Annotated in this window: 9 protein-coding genes, 2 tRNA genes and 4 rRNA genes; all 15 read left to right on the plus strand. The window is 50.8% G+C overall.

What is annotated here, in order from left to right:
• Positions 1-7: 7 nt before the first annotated feature.
• The 15 genes from dnaN to guaB all read left to right on the plus strand — a co-directional run bounded on the left by dnaN (position 8) and on the right by guaB (position 16,733).
• Positions 8-1,150: a DNA polymerase III subunit beta gene (gene dnaN, locus ACZ439_RS13480; protein WP_127605363.1), complete on the plus strand. Its 1,143-nt coding sequence runs from the start codon at positions 8-10 to the stop codon at positions 1,148-1,150.
• Positions 1,151-1,170: 20 nt separating this feature from the next.
• On the plus strand, positions 1,171-1,389 hold the full coding sequence (gene yaaA / locus ACZ439_RS13485; RefSeq protein WP_054796099.1) for a S4 domain-containing protein YaaA: 219 nt from the start codon (positions 1,171-1,173) through the stop codon (positions 1,387-1,389).
• Between the two features lie 12 nt (positions 1,390-1,401).
• Positions 1,402-2,508: a DNA replication/repair protein RecF gene (gene recF / locus ACZ439_RS13490; RefSeq protein WP_464621095.1), complete on the plus strand. Its 1,107-nt coding sequence runs from the start codon at positions 1,402-1,404 to the stop codon at positions 2,506-2,508.
• A gap of 30 nt (positions 2,509-2,538) precedes the next feature.
• Positions 2,539-2,787: an extracellular matrix regulator RemB gene (gene remB, locus ACZ439_RS13495; protein ID WP_054796098.1), complete on the plus strand. Its 249-nt coding sequence runs from the start codon at positions 2,539-2,541 to the stop codon at positions 2,785-2,787.
• A 61-nt stretch (positions 2,788-2,848) separates the two neighbouring features.
• Positions 2,849-4,762, plus strand: coding sequence for a DNA topoisomerase (ATP-hydrolyzing) subunit B (gene gyrB, locus ACZ439_RS13500; RefSeq protein WP_054796097.1), 1,914 nt, complete (start codon positions 2,849-2,851; stop codon positions 4,760-4,762).
• 18 nt (positions 4,763-4,780) lie between these two features.
• Positions 4,781-5,641: a polysaccharide deacetylase family protein gene (locus tag ACZ439_RS13505; RefSeq protein WP_464621096.1), complete on the plus strand. Its 861-nt coding sequence runs from the start codon at positions 4,781-4,783 to the stop codon at positions 5,639-5,641.
• Positions 5,642-5,694: 53 nt separating this feature from the next.
• Positions 5,695-8,211, plus strand: a complete 2,517-nt coding sequence (gyrA, locus tag ACZ439_RS13510; RefSeq protein WP_464621097.1) for a DNA gyrase subunit A — start codon at positions 5,695-5,697, stop codon at positions 8,209-8,211.
• 154 nt (positions 8,212-8,365) lie between these two features.
• Positions 8,366-9,433: an HD-GYP domain-containing protein gene (locus ACZ439_RS13515; RefSeq protein WP_464621098.1), complete on the plus strand. Its 1,068-nt coding sequence runs from the start codon at positions 8,366-8,368 to the stop codon at positions 9,431-9,433.
• Positions 9,434-9,744: 311 nt separating this feature from the next.
• Positions 9,745-11,295, plus strand: a 16S ribosomal RNA gene (locus tag ACZ439_RS13520).
• A gap of 134 nt (positions 11,296-11,429) precedes the next feature.
• Positions 11,430-11,546, plus strand: a 5S ribosomal RNA gene (gene rrf, locus ACZ439_RS13525).
• A gap of 61 nt (positions 11,547-11,607) precedes the next feature.
• Positions 11,608-11,684 (plus strand) — tRNA-Ile (locus tag ACZ439_RS13530).
• Between the two features lie 16 nt (positions 11,685-11,700).
• Positions 11,701-11,776, plus strand: a tRNA-Ala gene (locus tag ACZ439_RS13535).
• A gap of 168 nt (positions 11,777-11,944) precedes the next feature.
• Positions 11,945-14,865, plus strand: a 23S ribosomal RNA gene (locus ACZ439_RS13540).
• A gap of 122 nt (positions 14,866-14,987) precedes the next feature.
• Positions 14,988-15,104: ribosomal RNA gene (rrf, locus tag ACZ439_RS13545) — 5S ribosomal RNA — on the plus strand.
• Together the 16S, 23S and 5S rRNA genes with 2 tRNA genes alongside form the textbook arrangement of a ribosomal RNA operon.
• Positions 15,105-15,275: 171 nt before the next feature.
• Positions 15,276-16,733, plus strand: a complete 1,458-nt coding sequence (gene guaB / locus ACZ439_RS13550; protein ID WP_054800301.1) for an IMP dehydrogenase — start codon at positions 15,276-15,278, stop codon at positions 16,731-16,733.
• The last annotated feature ends 3 nt before the right edge of the window (positions 16,734-16,736 follow it).

A 16,736-nucleotide genomic window follows, 5' to 3' on the forward strand; every position in this document is an offset into this window, starting at 1 on the left:
TGAAACTATGAAATTGACGGTACTGAAAGAATTTTTGAACGAATCCATCCAACATGTAAATAAAGCAATTTCGAATAAGACGACCATTCCCATTCTTACGGGGATCAAAATAGATGTGGATTCATCCGGCATGACGTTAACCGCGAGCGACACCGATATATCGATTCAAAGCTTTATTCCGATGGAAAAGAACGACTTGCAGGTCATCGATCTGAAACAATCGGGAAGCGTCGTGCTGCCTTCCAAATTTTTTGTCGAAATCATTCGAAAGCTGCCGGCGCAGCATGTGGAAATTGAAGTGAAGGAGCAATTTCAGACCATCATTCGTTCCGGTTCGTCTGAAATTCAACTGATGGGCTTGGATCCGGAAGAATATCCGATTATGCCGGGCATCGAAGAAAGCAAACGAATCCAGATTCCGAGCGACGTGCTGAAGACCATGATCAAGCAGACGTCGTTTGCCGTTTCGACAAGCGAGGCGACGCCCATTCTGACGGGAATCCTCTGGACGATCGCCAACGGTAAGCTGAAATTTATCGCTTGTGACCGGCATCGGCTGGCCAGCCGGGAGACGAGTATCGATACCGAGGAAGGATTTGTGTTAAACAACGTAGCCATATCCGGAAAAACCTTAAACGAGCTGTCCAAAATTTTGCCGGACCAAAATGTTCTTATTGACGTGGTGTTCGCGGATAATCAAGTATTGTTCAAAATGAGCTCGATCCTGTTCTATACCCGCATCCTGGACGGGACATATCCGGATACGTCGAAGCTCATTCCGCAATCGTACCAAACGCAGCTCGTCGTGCAGACGGATGATCTTGTCGATGCAATCGACCGCGCCTACCTGCTTTCGCGTGAAGATAAGAGCAACATTGTGAAGCTCGTGATGCGCGACGATCAGACGATCGAAATTTCTTCCAGTTCCTCCGAGCTCGGTAAAGTGACGGAAGACTTGACGACGATCCGTTTGACCGGCGAGCTGCTGCGGATTTCCTTTAACTCCAAATACATGCTCGATGCGCTTAAAGTGATGGACAGCGAACAAATTCATATCGGCTTTACGGGAGCCATGCAGCCGATCATCATCCGGCCGGACGAGAACGCATCGCTGCTGCAGCTCATTTTGCCGTATCGGACAACCGGCTAAAACGAAGGGACGACGGATCCATGAAACCAATTTCAATCCACACCGACTATATAACACTCGGACAATTTCTGAAGCTCTCGGATTGCATATCCACAGGTGGACAAGCCAAAAGCTTTCTGCAGGAAACCCCCATTACGATCAACGACGAGCCGGACAACCGCCGCGGGCGCAAGCTCGTCGCAGGCGATATCGTCAAAGTCCAGGGCTGCGGCGAATTTCAAGTCGTGAAGGGGTCCTAGGGAGGAGCCATTTTGCAATTAAAAACGTTGTCTGTCCAGCACTACCGCAACTACGAGCATATCGAATTCGCTACGGATCACATGGTGAACATCATTGTCGGCCCGAATGCGCAGGGCAAAACAAATTTGCTGGAATCGATCTTCGTTCTCGCTTTAACCAAATCCCACCGGACCAACCAAGACAAGGAATTGATCCGGTGGGACGAGAAAGCTGCTCTGCTGCATGCCGAGGTCGAGAAAAAGTACGGTACGTTCCAGCTTGATCTGACCATATCCCAGCAGGGCAAGCGTGCGAAGGTGAATGGGCTCGAGCAGCGCAAGCTGAGCAATTTCATCGGCTCCTTGAACGTGGTCATGTTCGCCCCCGAAGATCTTGAAATTGTAAAAGGTTCGCCGGGCGTGCGCCGCCGCTTTCTCGACATGGAAATCGGCCAAGTGCATCCGGCCTATTTGTACGACTTGTCCCAATACAACAAAATTTTAGTGCAGCGGAACAATTATCTGAAACAAACGTTCGGTTTTTCGGGTAAATTACCGTTATTGGACGTCTGGAACGAACAATTGGCGCAATTTGGTACTAAAATTATTAAAAAACGTCAAAGCTTTATAAAAAAGCTGCAAATCTGGGCCGAGAAGATTCATGCCGGCATCACGAACGGACAAGAACGGCTAAAAATCGCTTACGACAGCTCGCTGTCTTTAGCCGAAGACCAAGAAGAAGCTGTTTTATTTGACCATTTTATGATAAAGTTATCACAGACCAAAGATCAGGAATTGCGTCGCGGCGTCACCTTGGTCGGCCCGCATCGCGACGATTTGCGCTTTTATATCAACGATAAGGAAGTGCAAACGTTCGGTTCGCAAGGACAACAGCGAACGACGGCATTATCTTTGAAGCTGGCGGAGATAGAGCTCATTTGCGAAGAAGTGGGTGAATATCCGTTGTTGCTGCTGGATGATGTCCTGTCGGAGCTCGACCGGTACCGGCAGACGCAGTTGATCGAGACGTTTCAGCGCAAGGTGCAAACGTTTATTACAACGACCGGAATTGAAAGTATAGATTTGTCAAAACTGGAAAGTGCTTCCGTGATTCATGTTCGGGACGGGAGCTTCATATAGATCGATTTGCCGATAAGGAGTGGGATTCCTATGTTCATCCATCTGGGCGGAGAAAAGATTATCCGCGCATCGGAATTAATCGCCATTTTTGACTTATCCATTGAGAAATCATCCAAAGTATCGAAACAATTCGTGACCTACGCCAGCAAGGAGAAGCGCGTCGAAGTGATCGGCGAGGAAGAGAGCAAATCGCTCGTTGTGACGCAATCGAAGGTATATTATTCGCCGATTTCGTCGATGACGTTGAAGAAGCGGGCGCACCAATTGTTGACGACGTAGGTTCGCAGTTCAAGAAAAACGCAGTTTCAAGATTTTTTATCATGGAAAAGTGGGTGTCTGCATGTCTGTAAATCCGGGTACAGCCTATGATGAGAGTCAGATTCAGGTGCTTGAAGGTCTTGAAGCGGTACGCAAAAGACCAGGGATGTATATCGGGTCAACAAGCGCTCGAGGTCTTCACCATCTGGTATGGGAAGTCGTCGATAATAGTATAGACGAAGCGTTGGCCGGCTATTGCACGAAAATCGAAGTTATCGTACATCAAGACAACAGCGTCACCGTCATCGATAACGGGCGCGGCATTCCGGTCGGCGAACATCCGAAGATGAAGCGGTCGACCTTGGAGGTCGTGCTTACCGTGCTTCATGCGGGCGGAAAGTTCGGCGGCGAAGGCTATAAGGTGTCGGGCGGTTTGCACGGCGTCGGCGTATCGGTCGTTAACGCTTTATCCAAGAAGCTCGTCGTGCAAGTTAAACGCGAAGGCAAAATTTACGAGCAGGAATATCACCGCGGCGTTCCGCAGCAAGATCTGCAAGTGACCGGGGAAACGAGCGAGAGCGGGACACAGGTTACGTTCTGGCCGGACGAAGAAATATTCACCGAAACAAGAGAGTTCGATTTCGATACGCTGCAATCGCGTATTCGCGAACTCGCATTTTTGAACCGCGGCATTGAGATTATTCTTCGCGATGAGCGTACGGACGTCTCCCATACTTTCAAGTACGAAGGCGGGATTATTTCTTTCGTCGAATATTTGAACCGTACACGGGAAGCGCTCCATCAGCCTCCGATTTTTGTCGAGGGTGACAAAGACAATATCCATGTGGAAGTCGCTTTGCAGTATAACGACAGCTACTCGGAAAATATATATTCGTTTGCCAACAACATTAATACACATGAAGGCGGTACGCATGAATCCGGCTTCAAGAGCGCCTTAACCCGTATTCTCAACGACTATGCGCGCAAGAATAACGCCATTAAAGAAAGTGATGCGAATTTGTCAGGCGATGATGTGCGTGAAGGACTGACGGCTATTATTTCGGTCAAAATTCCGGAGCCGCAGTTCGAAGGCCAGACAAAGACAAAACTCGGCAACAGTGAAGTTCGGGGGATCGTGGAATCCCTTTTCGCTGAGAAATTCCAAGAGTTTATGGATGAGAACCCGGCCATCGCGAAGAAAATCGTGGAGAAAGGCCTGCAAGCCCAACGCGCCCGCGAAGCGGCTCGTAAAGCCCGTGAACTTACGCGGCGGAAGAGTGCGCTCGAAGTCAGCTCGCTGCCGGGCAAGCTTGCCGATTGTTCGTCCAAGGACGCCTCCATCAGCGAAGTGTATATCGTCGAAGGGGACTCTGCCGGCGGATCCGCCAAGCAGGGCCGCGACCGTCATTTCCAAGCGATTTTGCCGCTTCGCGGTAAAATTTTGAACGTAGAGAAGTCTCGTCTCGATAAAATTTTGTCCAATGCCGAAATTCGCGCGATCATAACAGCGCTCGGCACGGGTATCGGTGACGATTTTGACATTGCCAAAGCGCGTTACCATAAGATCATCATCATGACGGACGCCGACGTCGACGGCGCGCACATTCGTACGCTGCTGCTGACCTTCTTCTACCGCTACATGAGGAAAATTATCGAGGCCGGTTACGTTTATATCGCTCAACCGCCGCTCTACAAGCTGGAGCGCAATAAGACCATTCGTTATGCCTATAACGATCGTCAACGGGAAATGATTATGGCGGAATTCGGCGAGGGAGCCAAAGTCAACGTTCAGCGTTATAAAGGTCTCGGGGAGATGAATCCGGGCCAGCTGTGGGAAACGACGATGGACCCGGAAAGCCGCACACTGCTGCAGGTTAGCATCCAGGATGCTATCGAAGCGGACGTCGTGTTCGATACGCTGATGGGCGACAACGTCGAGCCTCGCCGTGATTTTATCCAGCAGCATGCGAAGTATGTCAAAAATCTGGACATCTAATTCGTATAAGTGGTGGCTATGCTTAGGAGATATGGCCTGCTGTGGCTGATTTCAATCTTGTCCGTTCTATTCTTGGCGCCCGGGTTCGTTCACTCGGGCGGTCCCTCAGTTTATTACACCGATAAGGTGGCTGTTTTAGCCTATCATCATATCGATGACGATCAACGTGGCGATGTGACCATTACGTCCAAACGGTTCCGCGAGCAGCTTCGCGATTTGAGGAATCGAGGATATCATTTCATAACGCTAAGAGAGTTTCGCTCCTTCATGAAGGGGGGCTCCATACCACCGAATTCGGTCTTGGTTACCTTTGACGACGGTTATGAGAGCTTTTATACGAAAGCCTTTCCCATTCTTAAAGAAATGCGCGTTCCGGCCGTTAATTTTGTCATTACGGAAGATTTGGATCATCCGGACCGGACATTAATTCCAACGCTCTCTCGCGAGCAAATACGGCGAATGATCAGCGAAATGAAAGAGATCGAAGTTGAATGCCACTCGGACAGCCTCCACGGCCGTACGCCGGACGGCGGGCCTTTGTTGACGACGAAGCTGCCGCTCGCCGAGGGCGGCTTTGAGTCGGACGAACAGTTCGAGCGCAGAATTGTCAGCGATACGCGGCGCAGCCTGGACAAGCTGAGCACGTTGAATGACGGCCCGATCGATGCCTATGCCTACCCGTTCGGGGCCTATAACCTTCGTTCGATCGAGCTATTGCGACAAGCCGGCATTCAATATGCATTTACGACGCAAAGCGGCATGGCCGAACGGGGGAACGACCCGTTCCAAATTCCGAGAATCAATGCAGGAAGTCCTTACGTTCGGATGAACTCATTAAATAATATGATTATACACAAGCTTTATCGGGCCTCGCCCTGACACCAAATCATTATCACCAAGCGGTTGCCCCGTAAAATTTGTAGGAGGTACACATGTCGGAAGAACCTCGTTCGCAGATTAAAGAAATCGATATCGGCTCTGAGATGCGCACGTCCTTTATGGATTATGCGATGAGCATTATCGTCAGCCGGGCGTTACCTGACGTTCGGGACGGACTAAAGCCGGTTCATCGCCGTATTTTGTATGCGATGTCGGAGCTTGGAATGTCACCTGACAAGCCGTATAAAAAATCGGCGCGGATTGTCGGCGAAGTCATCGGTAAATATCACCCGCACGGCGATTCGGCCGTATATGAGACGATGGTCCGGATGGCTCAGGACTTCTCCCTCCGTTATATGCTCGTCGACGGTCACGGGAACTTTGGTTCCATTGACGGCGACGCAGCGGCGGCTATGCGTTACACCGAAGCCCGTTTGTCCAAAATCGCGATGGAGCTTCTGCGCGATATCAATAAAGAGACGATTGATTTTGTTCCCAACTACGACGGCGAAGAGAGTGAACCGGCCGTATTGCCGGCCCGTTTCCCGAACCTGCTCGTCAACGGGCTGTCCGGAATTGCCGTCGGCATGGCCACTAATATTCCGCCGCACAATTTGACTGAAGTCATTAACGGCGTACAGCAGCTGATCGAGAATCCGGATATCAGTCCGCTTGATTTGATGCAGTCCATCAAAGGACCGGACTTCCCTACCGGCGGTTTCATCCTGGGCCGAGAAGGAATACGTCAAGCGTATGCGACAGGTCGCGGATCCGTGACGATGCGTGCGAAAGCGACGATTGAAGAATCGGGCAATAAAGCGCGCATTATCGTGTACGAACTGCCGTATCAAGTGAACAAAGCGCGCTTGATCGAGAAAATCGCAGAGCTCGTCCGCGAGAAGAAAATCGATGGCATCACCGACCTTCGCGACGAATCTGACCGCAATGGTATGCGTATTGTGATCGAGCTGCGTCGCGACGTCAATCCGAATGTCGTGTTGAACAACCTGTACAAACAAACCGCGATGCAGTCCAACTTCGGGATTATTATGCTGGCCCTGGTTAACGGCGAACCAAAAGTGCTTAATCTGCGGGACATGTTGTTCCACTATCTCGAGCACCAGAAAGTGGTTATTCGCCGCAGGACGGAATACGATTTGCGCAAAGCGGAAGCTCGCGCGCATATTCTGGAAGGACTGCGAATCGCGCTTGACCATCTGGACGAAGTCATTGCTTTGATTCGTGCTTCCCGTACGACCGATCAAGCGCGCGAAGGCTTGATGAACCGATTCGGATTGAGCCACGATCAAGCGCAAGCGATTTTGGATATGCGTTTACAGCGCTTGACTGGTTTGGAGCGCGAGAAAATCGAAGAAGAATACGCCGAGCTCCTGAAGAAAATTGCCGAGTATAAAGCAATTTTGGCCGATGAGAAGCTTGTGCTCGAAATCATCAGCAACGAGTTGAACGAAATCAAAGATAAATATGGCGATGACCGCCGCTCGGAAATTACGATCGGCGAAGAAAGCATCGAGGATGAGGATTTGATTCCGCAAACCGATGTCGTCATTACCATTACCCATACGGGTTATATTAAGCGACTCCCGGTTTCCACCTATCGCAGTCAGCGTCGAGGAGGTAAAGGAGTCATCGGGATGGATACGAAAGACAATGATTTTGTGGAGCATTTGTTCGTAACCAACTCCCACCACTACCTCATGTTCTTTACGGACAAAGGCAAGGTGTACCGGTTGAAGGCGTACGAAATTCCGGATCTTAGCCGTATGGCCCGCGGAACACCGATTATTAACCTGATTCAAATCGAACAGGGCGAGACGGTCAATGCCGTAATTCCGGTTGAAAGCTTTGACTCGGACAAATACCTGTTCTTCGCTACGAAGAACGGTCTTGTGAAGAAGACCCCGCTCGACGATTACGGCAATATTCGTAAAGTCGGCTTAATAGCAATAACGCTTCGCGAGGATGACGATTTGATCGGCGTTCGTCTGACGGATGGCAATCAATCGATCATCTTGGGTACGAAGCAAGGCATGTCCATTCACTTTCCGGAACAAGAAGTGCGTGCAATGGGACGATCTGCAACCGGGGTGAAAGGCATCCAGCTCGACGAAGACGACGTTGTGATCGATATGGACGTCGTTCAAGAAGACAACAGCGTTTTGATCGTAACTTCAAAAGGTTACGGCAAGAGGACGCCGGTTTCCGAGTACCGACTGCAATCTCGCGGCGGTAAAGGGATTAAGACGCTCAATGTAACGCCGAAGAACGGCCCTATCGTCGGTTTGAAGGTCGTTCAGGATGAGGAGGACCTCATGATCATTACCGCGCTGGGAACCGTTATACGTACCAGCATGGCGGGCATATCCTTAATGGGTCGCAATACACAAGGGGTTAGATTGATTAATATTCGCGATGAAGACGAAGTATCGACCGTCGCTCGGGTAGATAAGAGTGATGAAGTCTCTGAAGACGAGGATCAAGACGACGCCTTTAGCGAAGAAACGCCAAATGGTCCGGCTTCAGGTTCGGAAGGTACGGCCGAGGAATAAACGCTGCCACTATATTTTTACTCTTGCAAAGAATGGGGGCTTACATCCCCATTCTTTTTCGCTTATAATTACAGACATGGGTCTAAAGTATGATTTTTCCATACAAGGGTTAACCCAATGAAGCCAACTTGAAATTAAGGTGAGGGGATCCAATATGGCGACAGTTCCCGTGTCTCAGCTTAAAACCGGTGAGAAAATCAGCGAGAATGTGCTGACCAAGTTTAATAATGTTTTGTTTGCCAAGGGCAAAGTCGTGACGGAACGCGATATTGAAATATTAAAAGCGTTCTTAATTCCTTCCGTACAAATCGAACCTAAACATGCGGAAATCGAAAGCATGGGCGAAGATCCGTTCGCGGAAGAATCGAATAACAGCATTTTGCCGTTCTATGAGAACTACGATAAGATGCTGCAGCTGCTTCGCCGTGTTTTTAAAGTGGCCAACGCTGGCGGGCAAAATCTGCCGATTCTGGAGATCCGGACGACGTTGGAGGGTCTTATTAAACATATCGATTCCTACAACATTTTGACCTTTAGTCCCAAATCGTTTCAATTGCGTGATTTCATTCTTCACAACAGCATTATGGTCAGCTTGACGTCTTACTCTTTAGCCAAGTGGGCCGGAATGCAGGCCAAAGATCTGATGCCCGTCGCTTTGGGCGGATTGCTGCATGATATCGGAACGGCCAAGGTCGATGACGGAATTTTGTTTAAGCCAATGAAATTGAACAATGATGAATCCGAAGAAATAAAAAAACATACGATCATCGGATACAATCTTCTCAAGACCGTTCCTGCGATTAATGAAGGGGTGAAGCTTTGCGCTTTACAGCATCACGAGCGCGAGGACGGTTCCGGCTATCCGCTTGCCATACGCGGTGACAAGATTCACAGTTACTCGAAGCTTGTTGCCGTTGCGGATATGTTCCATGCCATGACGACCGACCGGTTTCACAAAAAAGGCATATCCCCTTACCTGGTTCTGGAACAGCTGCAGAATGAAGCTTTTGGCAAGCTGGATCCCGCCATGGTTCAGACGTTCATTACCAAGGTAACCTCGTTCCATAACGGAACGCTCGTGAAGCTGAGCGATAACCGTATCGGTGAAATTGTCTTTTCTGACCGGTCTCATCCGACAAGACCTTGGGTGAATGTGAACGGCAAAATTGTTAATTTGACAATCGAGCGCAGCTTGTACATTGAAGACGTTATTCAGAAGTAAGTAAAGTATAGCTTTCCTAAAGGACATGAAAAAAAGTCCGGTTAAGATGCTTGACTTAAGGAAATGGTTCATGATATATTAGTCTTCGCTGCTTCGGCGGCGAGGACTTTTTAGTTGAAACGCACTGTTGTTTCTCAGGTTTCGAAAAAAAAGTACTTGCAATCGAATAGGCAAATGTGATATATTGAAGAAGTCGCCGCTAAACAAGGCGGACGAATTGCCCTTTGAAAACTGAACATCGAGTGAGTGCTTTAAATAAGAGATAGCAATATCTCAGCTAGCTTCAACAATGAGCAAGTCAGCTTTCTACATTAATGGAGAGTTTGATCCTGGCTCAGGACGAACGCTGGCGGCGTGCCTAATACATGCAAGTCGAGCGCTTGGGGTGTTCCCTTACGGGAAACCCCCTGGAGCGGCGGACGGGTGAGTAACACGTAGGCAACCTGCCTGTAAGATCGGGATAACTACCGGAAACGGTAGCTAAGACCGGATAGCTGGTTTCTCCGCATGGGGGAATCATGAAACACGGGGCAACCTGTGGCTTATGGATGGGCCTGCGGCGCATTAGCTAGTTGGTGGGGTAACGGCCCACCAAGGCGACGATGCGTAGCCGACCTGAGAGGGTGATCGGCCACACTGGGACTGAGACACGGCCCAGACTCCTACGGGAGGCAGCAGTAGGGAATCTTCCGCAATGGGCGCAAGCCTGACGGAGCAACGCCGCGTGAGTGATGAAGGTTTTCGGATCGTAAAGCTCTGTTGCCAAGGAAGAACGCCTCGGAGAGTAACTGCTCTGAGGGTGACGGTACTTGAGAAGAAAGCCCCGGCTAACTACGTGCCAGCAGCCGCGGTAATACGTAGGGGGCAAGCGTTGTCCGGAATTATTGGGCGTAAAGCGCGCGCAGGCGGTCTTTTAAGTTTGGTGTTTAAGCCCGGGGCTCAACCCCGGTTCGCACTGAAAACTGGGAGACTTGAGTGCAGGAGAGGAAAGCGGAATTCCACGTGTAGCGGTGAAATGCGTAGAGATGTGGAGGAACACCAGTGGCGAAGGCGGCTTTCTGGACTGTAACTGACGCTGAGGCGCGAAAGCGTGGGGAGCAAACAGGATTAGATACCCTGGTAGTCCACGCCGTAAACGATGAGTGCTAGGTGTTAGGGGTTTCGATACCCTTGGTGCCGAAGTAAACACAATAAGCACTCCGCCTGGGGAGTACGCTCGCAAGAGTGAAACTCAAAGGAATTGACGGGGACCCGCACAAGCAGTGGAGTATGTGGTTTAATTCGAAGCAACGCGAAGAACCTTACCAGGTCTTGACATCCCTCTGACCGGTACAGAGATGTACCTTCCCTTCGGGGCAGAGGAGACAGGTGGTGCATGGTTGTCGTCAGCTCGTGTCGTGAGATGTTGGGTTAAGTCCCGCAACGAGCGCAACCCTTGAACTTAGTTGCCAGCATTCAGTTGGGCACTCTAAGTTGACTGCCGGTGACAAACCGGAGGAAGGTGGGGATGACGTCAAATCATCATGCCCCTTATGACCTGGGCTACACACGTACTACAATGGCCGGTACAACGGGAAGCGAAGTCGCGAGATGGAGCGAATCCTTAGAAGCCGGTCTCAGTTCGGATTGCAGGCTGCAACTCGCCTGCATGAAGTCGGAATTGCTAGTAATCGCGGATCAGCATGCCGCGGTGAATACGTTCCCGGGTCTTGTACACACCGCCCGTCACACCACGAGAGTTTACAACACCCGAAGTCGGTGGGGTAACCGCAAGGAGCCAGCCGCCGAAGGTGGGGTAGATGATTGGGGTGAAGTCGTAACAAGGTAGCCGTATCGGAAGGTGCGGCTGGATCACCTCCTTTCTATGGAGTCCGTGCCACCTGCAGGGTGGCGGACAAATCTACAGCAGCACCACTGCTGTAACAGAAGCACTCACTTCGATGTTCAGTTTTGAAAGGCGCAATAGCCTTTCCTGGTTAGCCCGCTAACCGATTCGTTTGGTGATGATGGCGGAAGGGAACCACGCGTACCCATCCCGAACACGAACGTTAAGCCTTCCAGCGTCGATGGTACTTGGACCGCAGGGTCCTGGGAGAGTAGAACGTCGCCAAGCAAGCCCACCACGGGTGGGCTTTTCTTATGAAACAAAATAGTTACTGAAAGCAAGACCTCGAGGGCCCTTAGCTCAGCTGGTTAGAGCGCACCCCTGATAAGGGTGAGGTCGGTGGTTCGAGTCCACTAGGGCCCACCAATAACTTCATACGTATGGGGCCATAGCTCAGCTGGGAGAGCGCCTGCCTTGCAAGCAGGAGGTCAGCGGTTCGATCCCGCTTGGCTCCACCAAATCTTACCTCTTGAAATAAGTAAGAGAGTATGATATGATTTTTTTCGTCGCTGATTTGATAGTGCGACAAAATTAGTCGATTTGTTCCTTGAAAACTGGATAAACGAAACAAAGCAACAAATGCTGAATCAAAATCCGGTATGACTTCGGTCGTACAAGTGATAGCTGGATAAGCTATAAAGAGCACACGGAGGATGCCTAGGCACCAGGAGCCGAAGAAGGACGTGGCGAACAACGATAACGCCTCGGGGAGCCGTAAGCAGGCATTGATCCGGGGATGTCCGAATGGGGGAACCCGCGTGAGGTAATACTCACGTACCATGCAGTGAATACATAGCTGCATAGGAGGCATACGAGGGGAACTGAAACATCTAAGTACCCTCAGGAAAAGAAAACAAAAGTGATTCCGTCAGTAGCGGCGAGCGAAAGCGGATTAGCCCAAACCAAGGAGCTTGCTCCTTGGGGTTGTAGGACGCCGTCATGGGTGCAGCAGGTTAGGCGAACAGGTCTGGAAAGGCCGGCCATAGAGGGTAAAAGCCCCGTAACCAAAAGTCTGCGAACACCCTAGGCGTATCCTGAGTAGGGCGGGACACGTGAAACCCCGTCTGAATCCGGCAGGACCATCTGCCAAGGCTAAATACTCCCTGGTGACCGATAGTGAAGCAGTACCGTGAGGGAAAGGTGAAAAGAACCGCGGGAGCGGAGTGAAAAAGAACCTGAAACCGTGTGCTTACAAGAAGTCAGAGCCCGTTAACGGGTGATGGCGTGCCTTTTGTAGAATGAACCGGCGAGTTACGTTTGCAAGCAAGGTTAAGGTGAGAAGCCGTAGCCGCAGCGAAAGCGAGTCTGAATAGGGCGAAATAGTTTGTAGGCGTAGACCCGAAACCGTGTGATCTACCCCTGTCCAGGGTGAAGGTGCGGTAACACGCACTGGAGGCCCGAACCCACGAATGTTGAAAAATTCGGGGATGAGGTGGGGGTAGCGGAGAAATTCCAATCGAACTCGGAGATAGCTGGTTCTCCCCGAAATAGCTTTAGGGCTAGCCTCGGGAGATGCGTCGTGGAGGTAAAGCACTGATTGGGTGCGGGGCCCGCCAAGGGTTACCAAGTCCAGTCAAACTCTGAATGCCACAGACGTTATCCCGGGAGTCAGACAGTGAGTGCTAAGATCCATTGTCAAGAGGGAAACAGCCCAGATCATCAGCTAAGGTCCCCAAGTGTGTGTTAAGTGGGAAAGGATGTGGAGTTGCACAGACAACCAGGATGTTGGCTTAGAAGCAGCCACCATTGAAAGAGTGCGTAATAGCTCACTGGTCGAGTGACTCTGCGCCGAAAATGTAACGGGGCTAAACACACCACCGAAGCTATGACGAGCGCAAGTGATTGCGCTGGGGTAGGGGAGCGTTGTATGCGGGTAGAAGCTGGATCGTGAGGACTGGTGGACTGCATACAAGTGAGAATGCCGGTATGAGTAACGAAAAGATCAGTGAGAATCTGATCCGCCGTAAGCCTAAGGGTTCCTGAGGAAGGTTCGTCCGCTCAGGGTAAGTCGGGACCTAAGGCGAGGCCGAAAGGCGTAGTCGAAGGACAACAGGTTGAAATTCCTGTACCACCGTGAACCGTTATGAGCGATGGGGTGACGCAGAAGGATAGTGACGCGAGCTGATGGATGCTCGTCCAAGCAGTGAGGCTGGTGTGTAGGCAAATCCGCACACCGTAAGGCTGGGCTGTGATGGGGAGGGAAATTTAAGTACCGAAGGTCATGAGTTCAGGCTGCCAAGAAAAGCCTCTAGCCAGGGAGAAGGTGCCCGTACCGCAAACCGACACAGGTAGGCGAGCAGAGCATGCTAAGGCGCTCGGAAGAACTCTCGTTAAGGAACTCGGCAAAATGACCCCGTAACTTCGGGAGAAGGGGTGCCTCGGTAGGGTGAATAGCCCGAGGGGGCCGCAGTGAAAAGGCCCAAGCGACTGTTTAGCAAAAACACAGGTCTGTGCGAAGCCGCAAGGCGAAGTATACGGGCTGACGCCTGCCCGGTGCTGGAAGGTTAAGGGGAGCGGTTAGGGGCAACCCGAAGCTGTGAACCGAAGCCCCAGTAAACGGCGGCCGTAACTATAACGGTCCTAAGGTAGCGAAATTCCTTGTCAGGTAAATTCTGACCCGCACGAATGGCGTAACGACTTGGGCGCTGTCTCGACGAGAGATCCGGTGAAATTTTAATACCTGTGAAGATGCAGGTTACCCGCGACAAGACGGAAAGACCCCATGGAGCTTTACTGCAGCTTGATATTGGACTTTGGTACGATCTGTACAGGATAGGTGGGAGCCTGGGAAGCCTGCGCGCCAGCGTGGGTGGAGGCGCCGTTGGGATACCACCCTGATCGTATCGGAGTTCTAACCTGGTACCGTGAACCGGTACGGGGACAGTGTCAGGTGGGCAGTTTGACTGGGGCGGTCGCCTCCTAAAGAGTAACGGAGGCGCCCCAAGGTTCCCTCAGAATGGTTGGAAATCATTCGAAGAGTGCAAAGGCATAAGGGAGCTTGACTGCGAGACAAACAGGTCGAGCAGGGACGAAAGTCGGGCTTAGTGATCCGGTGGTACCGCATGGAAGGGCCATCGCTCAACGGATAAAAGCTACCCTGGGGATAACAGGCTTATCTCCCCCAAGAGTCCACATCGACGGGGAGGTTTGGCACCTCGATGTCGGCTCATCGCATCCTGGGGCTGAAGTAGGTCCCAAGGGTTGGGCTGTTCGCCCATTAAAGCGGTACGCGAGCTGGGTTCAGAACGTCGTGAGACAGTTCGGTCCCTATCTGTCGTGGGCGCAGGAAATTTGAGAGGAGCTGTCCTTAGTACGAGAGGACCGGGATGGACGTACCGCTGGTGTACCAGTTGTTCCGCCAGGAGCACGGCTGGATAGCCAAGTACGGACGGGATAAGCGCTGAAAGCATCTAAGCGTGAAGCCCCCCTCAAGATGAGATTTCCCAGTATGTAAGACCCCTTGTAGACGACGAGGTTGATAGGTTCGGGGTGGAAGCGCGGCAACGTGTGGAGCTGACGAATACTAATCGGTCGAGGGCTTATCCAAAAAGACTTTTACTTTAGTGAAGTCAAAGCATTCAGCATGCTGAGTTTCGTATCCAGTTTTCAAGGTGCAAGCCGCCTTGAATGGCAAGATCTGATGTTTCGCGGCAGAAGCATCGACATCCGTTTGGTGATGATGGCGGAAGGGAACCACGCGTACCCATCCCGAACACGAACGTTAAGCCTTCCAGCGTCGATGGTACTTGGACCGCAGGGTCCTGGGAGAGTAGAACGTCGCCAAGCGGATTAAGAGTCTTTTTGGGTAGAATACTATCCAGGAGGGCTCTTTTATTTTATTTCAAATTGAAAATGGTTTGAAAATGGACACAGCTTTTTGCTTGACACCAAAAATGAGCTTTTGGTAAGATTGCAATAATATATTTCGGCAAGTATTCAATAAGGAGGATTTATTACGTGTGGGAGTCTAAGTTTGAAAAAGAAGGATTAACGTTTGATGACGTGTTGCTCGTACCGCGAAAGTCGAATGTTTTCGGTAAAGAGATTGATATCAGCACAGAACTGACAAGCAAGATTAAGCTCAATATCCCCTTCATCAGCTCTGCGATGGATACCGTTACGGAATCGAAGCTCGCAATAGCAATAGCTAGAGAAGGCGGAGTCGGAATCATTCACAAAAATATGCCGATCGCGCAGCAAGCGGAAGAAGTCGATCGTGTTAAGCGTTCGGAGAGCGGCGTAATTACAAATCCTTTTTATTTGACTCCAGAACATCATGTGTATGACGCGGAAGAGTTGATGGCCAAGTACCGCATCTCAGGCGTACCTGTTTGTGATGACAATAAAAGATTGGTCGGTATCCTGACCAACCGCGATCTTCGTTTTGTTCATGATTATTCCATCAAAATCAAAGATGTCATGACAAAGGACAACCTGGTCACGGCTCCGGTAGGCACTACGCTTCAGCAAGCGGAAGGCATCCTCCAAAGACATAAGATCGAGAAACTTCCTTTAGTCGATGATCAAATGATCCTTAAAGGTCTGATTACGATCAAAGACATCGAGAAAGCGATCCAGTTTCCGAATTCGGCTAAAGACGAGCATGGACGGTTACTCGTAGGTGCTGCAGTCGGCGTATCCAAAGACGTGTTAGAACGTACGGCGGCCTTGGTTGAAGCCGGTGCCGACTTAATCGTCGTGGACTCTGCACACGGCCATCACATTAATATCCTCAACACGGTGAGAGCCATTCGGGAGCAATACCCGGAGTTGACGATTATGGCAGGTAACGTAGCAACGGGTGATGGCACCCGGGATTTGATTGAAGCCGGGGCTAGTATCGTGAAGGTAGGTATCGGACCGGGCTCGATCTGTACGACGCGTGTCATTGCCGGTATCGGCGTACCGCAAATTACGGCCATCTACGATTGCGCCAGTGTAGCGCGCAGTTACAACGTACCAATTATCGCTGACGGCGGCATCAAGTACTCCGGCGACGTAACAAAAGCGATTGCCGCGGGCGCAAGTGCTGTGATGATCGGAAGTCTTTTTGCAGGAACGGAAGAAAGTCCGGGTGAATCGGAGATTTATCAGGGTCGCCGGTTTAAAGTATACCGCGGAATGGGCTCGCTCGGTGCGATGAAGGAAGGAAGTAAGGACCGGTATTTTCAAGAGAACGAAAGCAAGCTGGTTCCGGAAGGTATCGAAGGTCGGGTCGCTTATAAAGGACCGCTCGCAGACACATTGTATCAGCTAGTCGGCGGACTTCGTTCCGGAATGGGTTATTGCGGTTCCCCGAACATCCTTTCGTTGATCAATGATACGTCTTTCATTCGAATTACAGGCGCAGGGCTGCGCGAAAGCCACCCGCATGATGTGCATATTACGAAAGAAGCGCCTAACTATTCGTTATAAGAA

The organism is Paenibacillus sp. JCM 9796 (assembly GCF_055379675.1).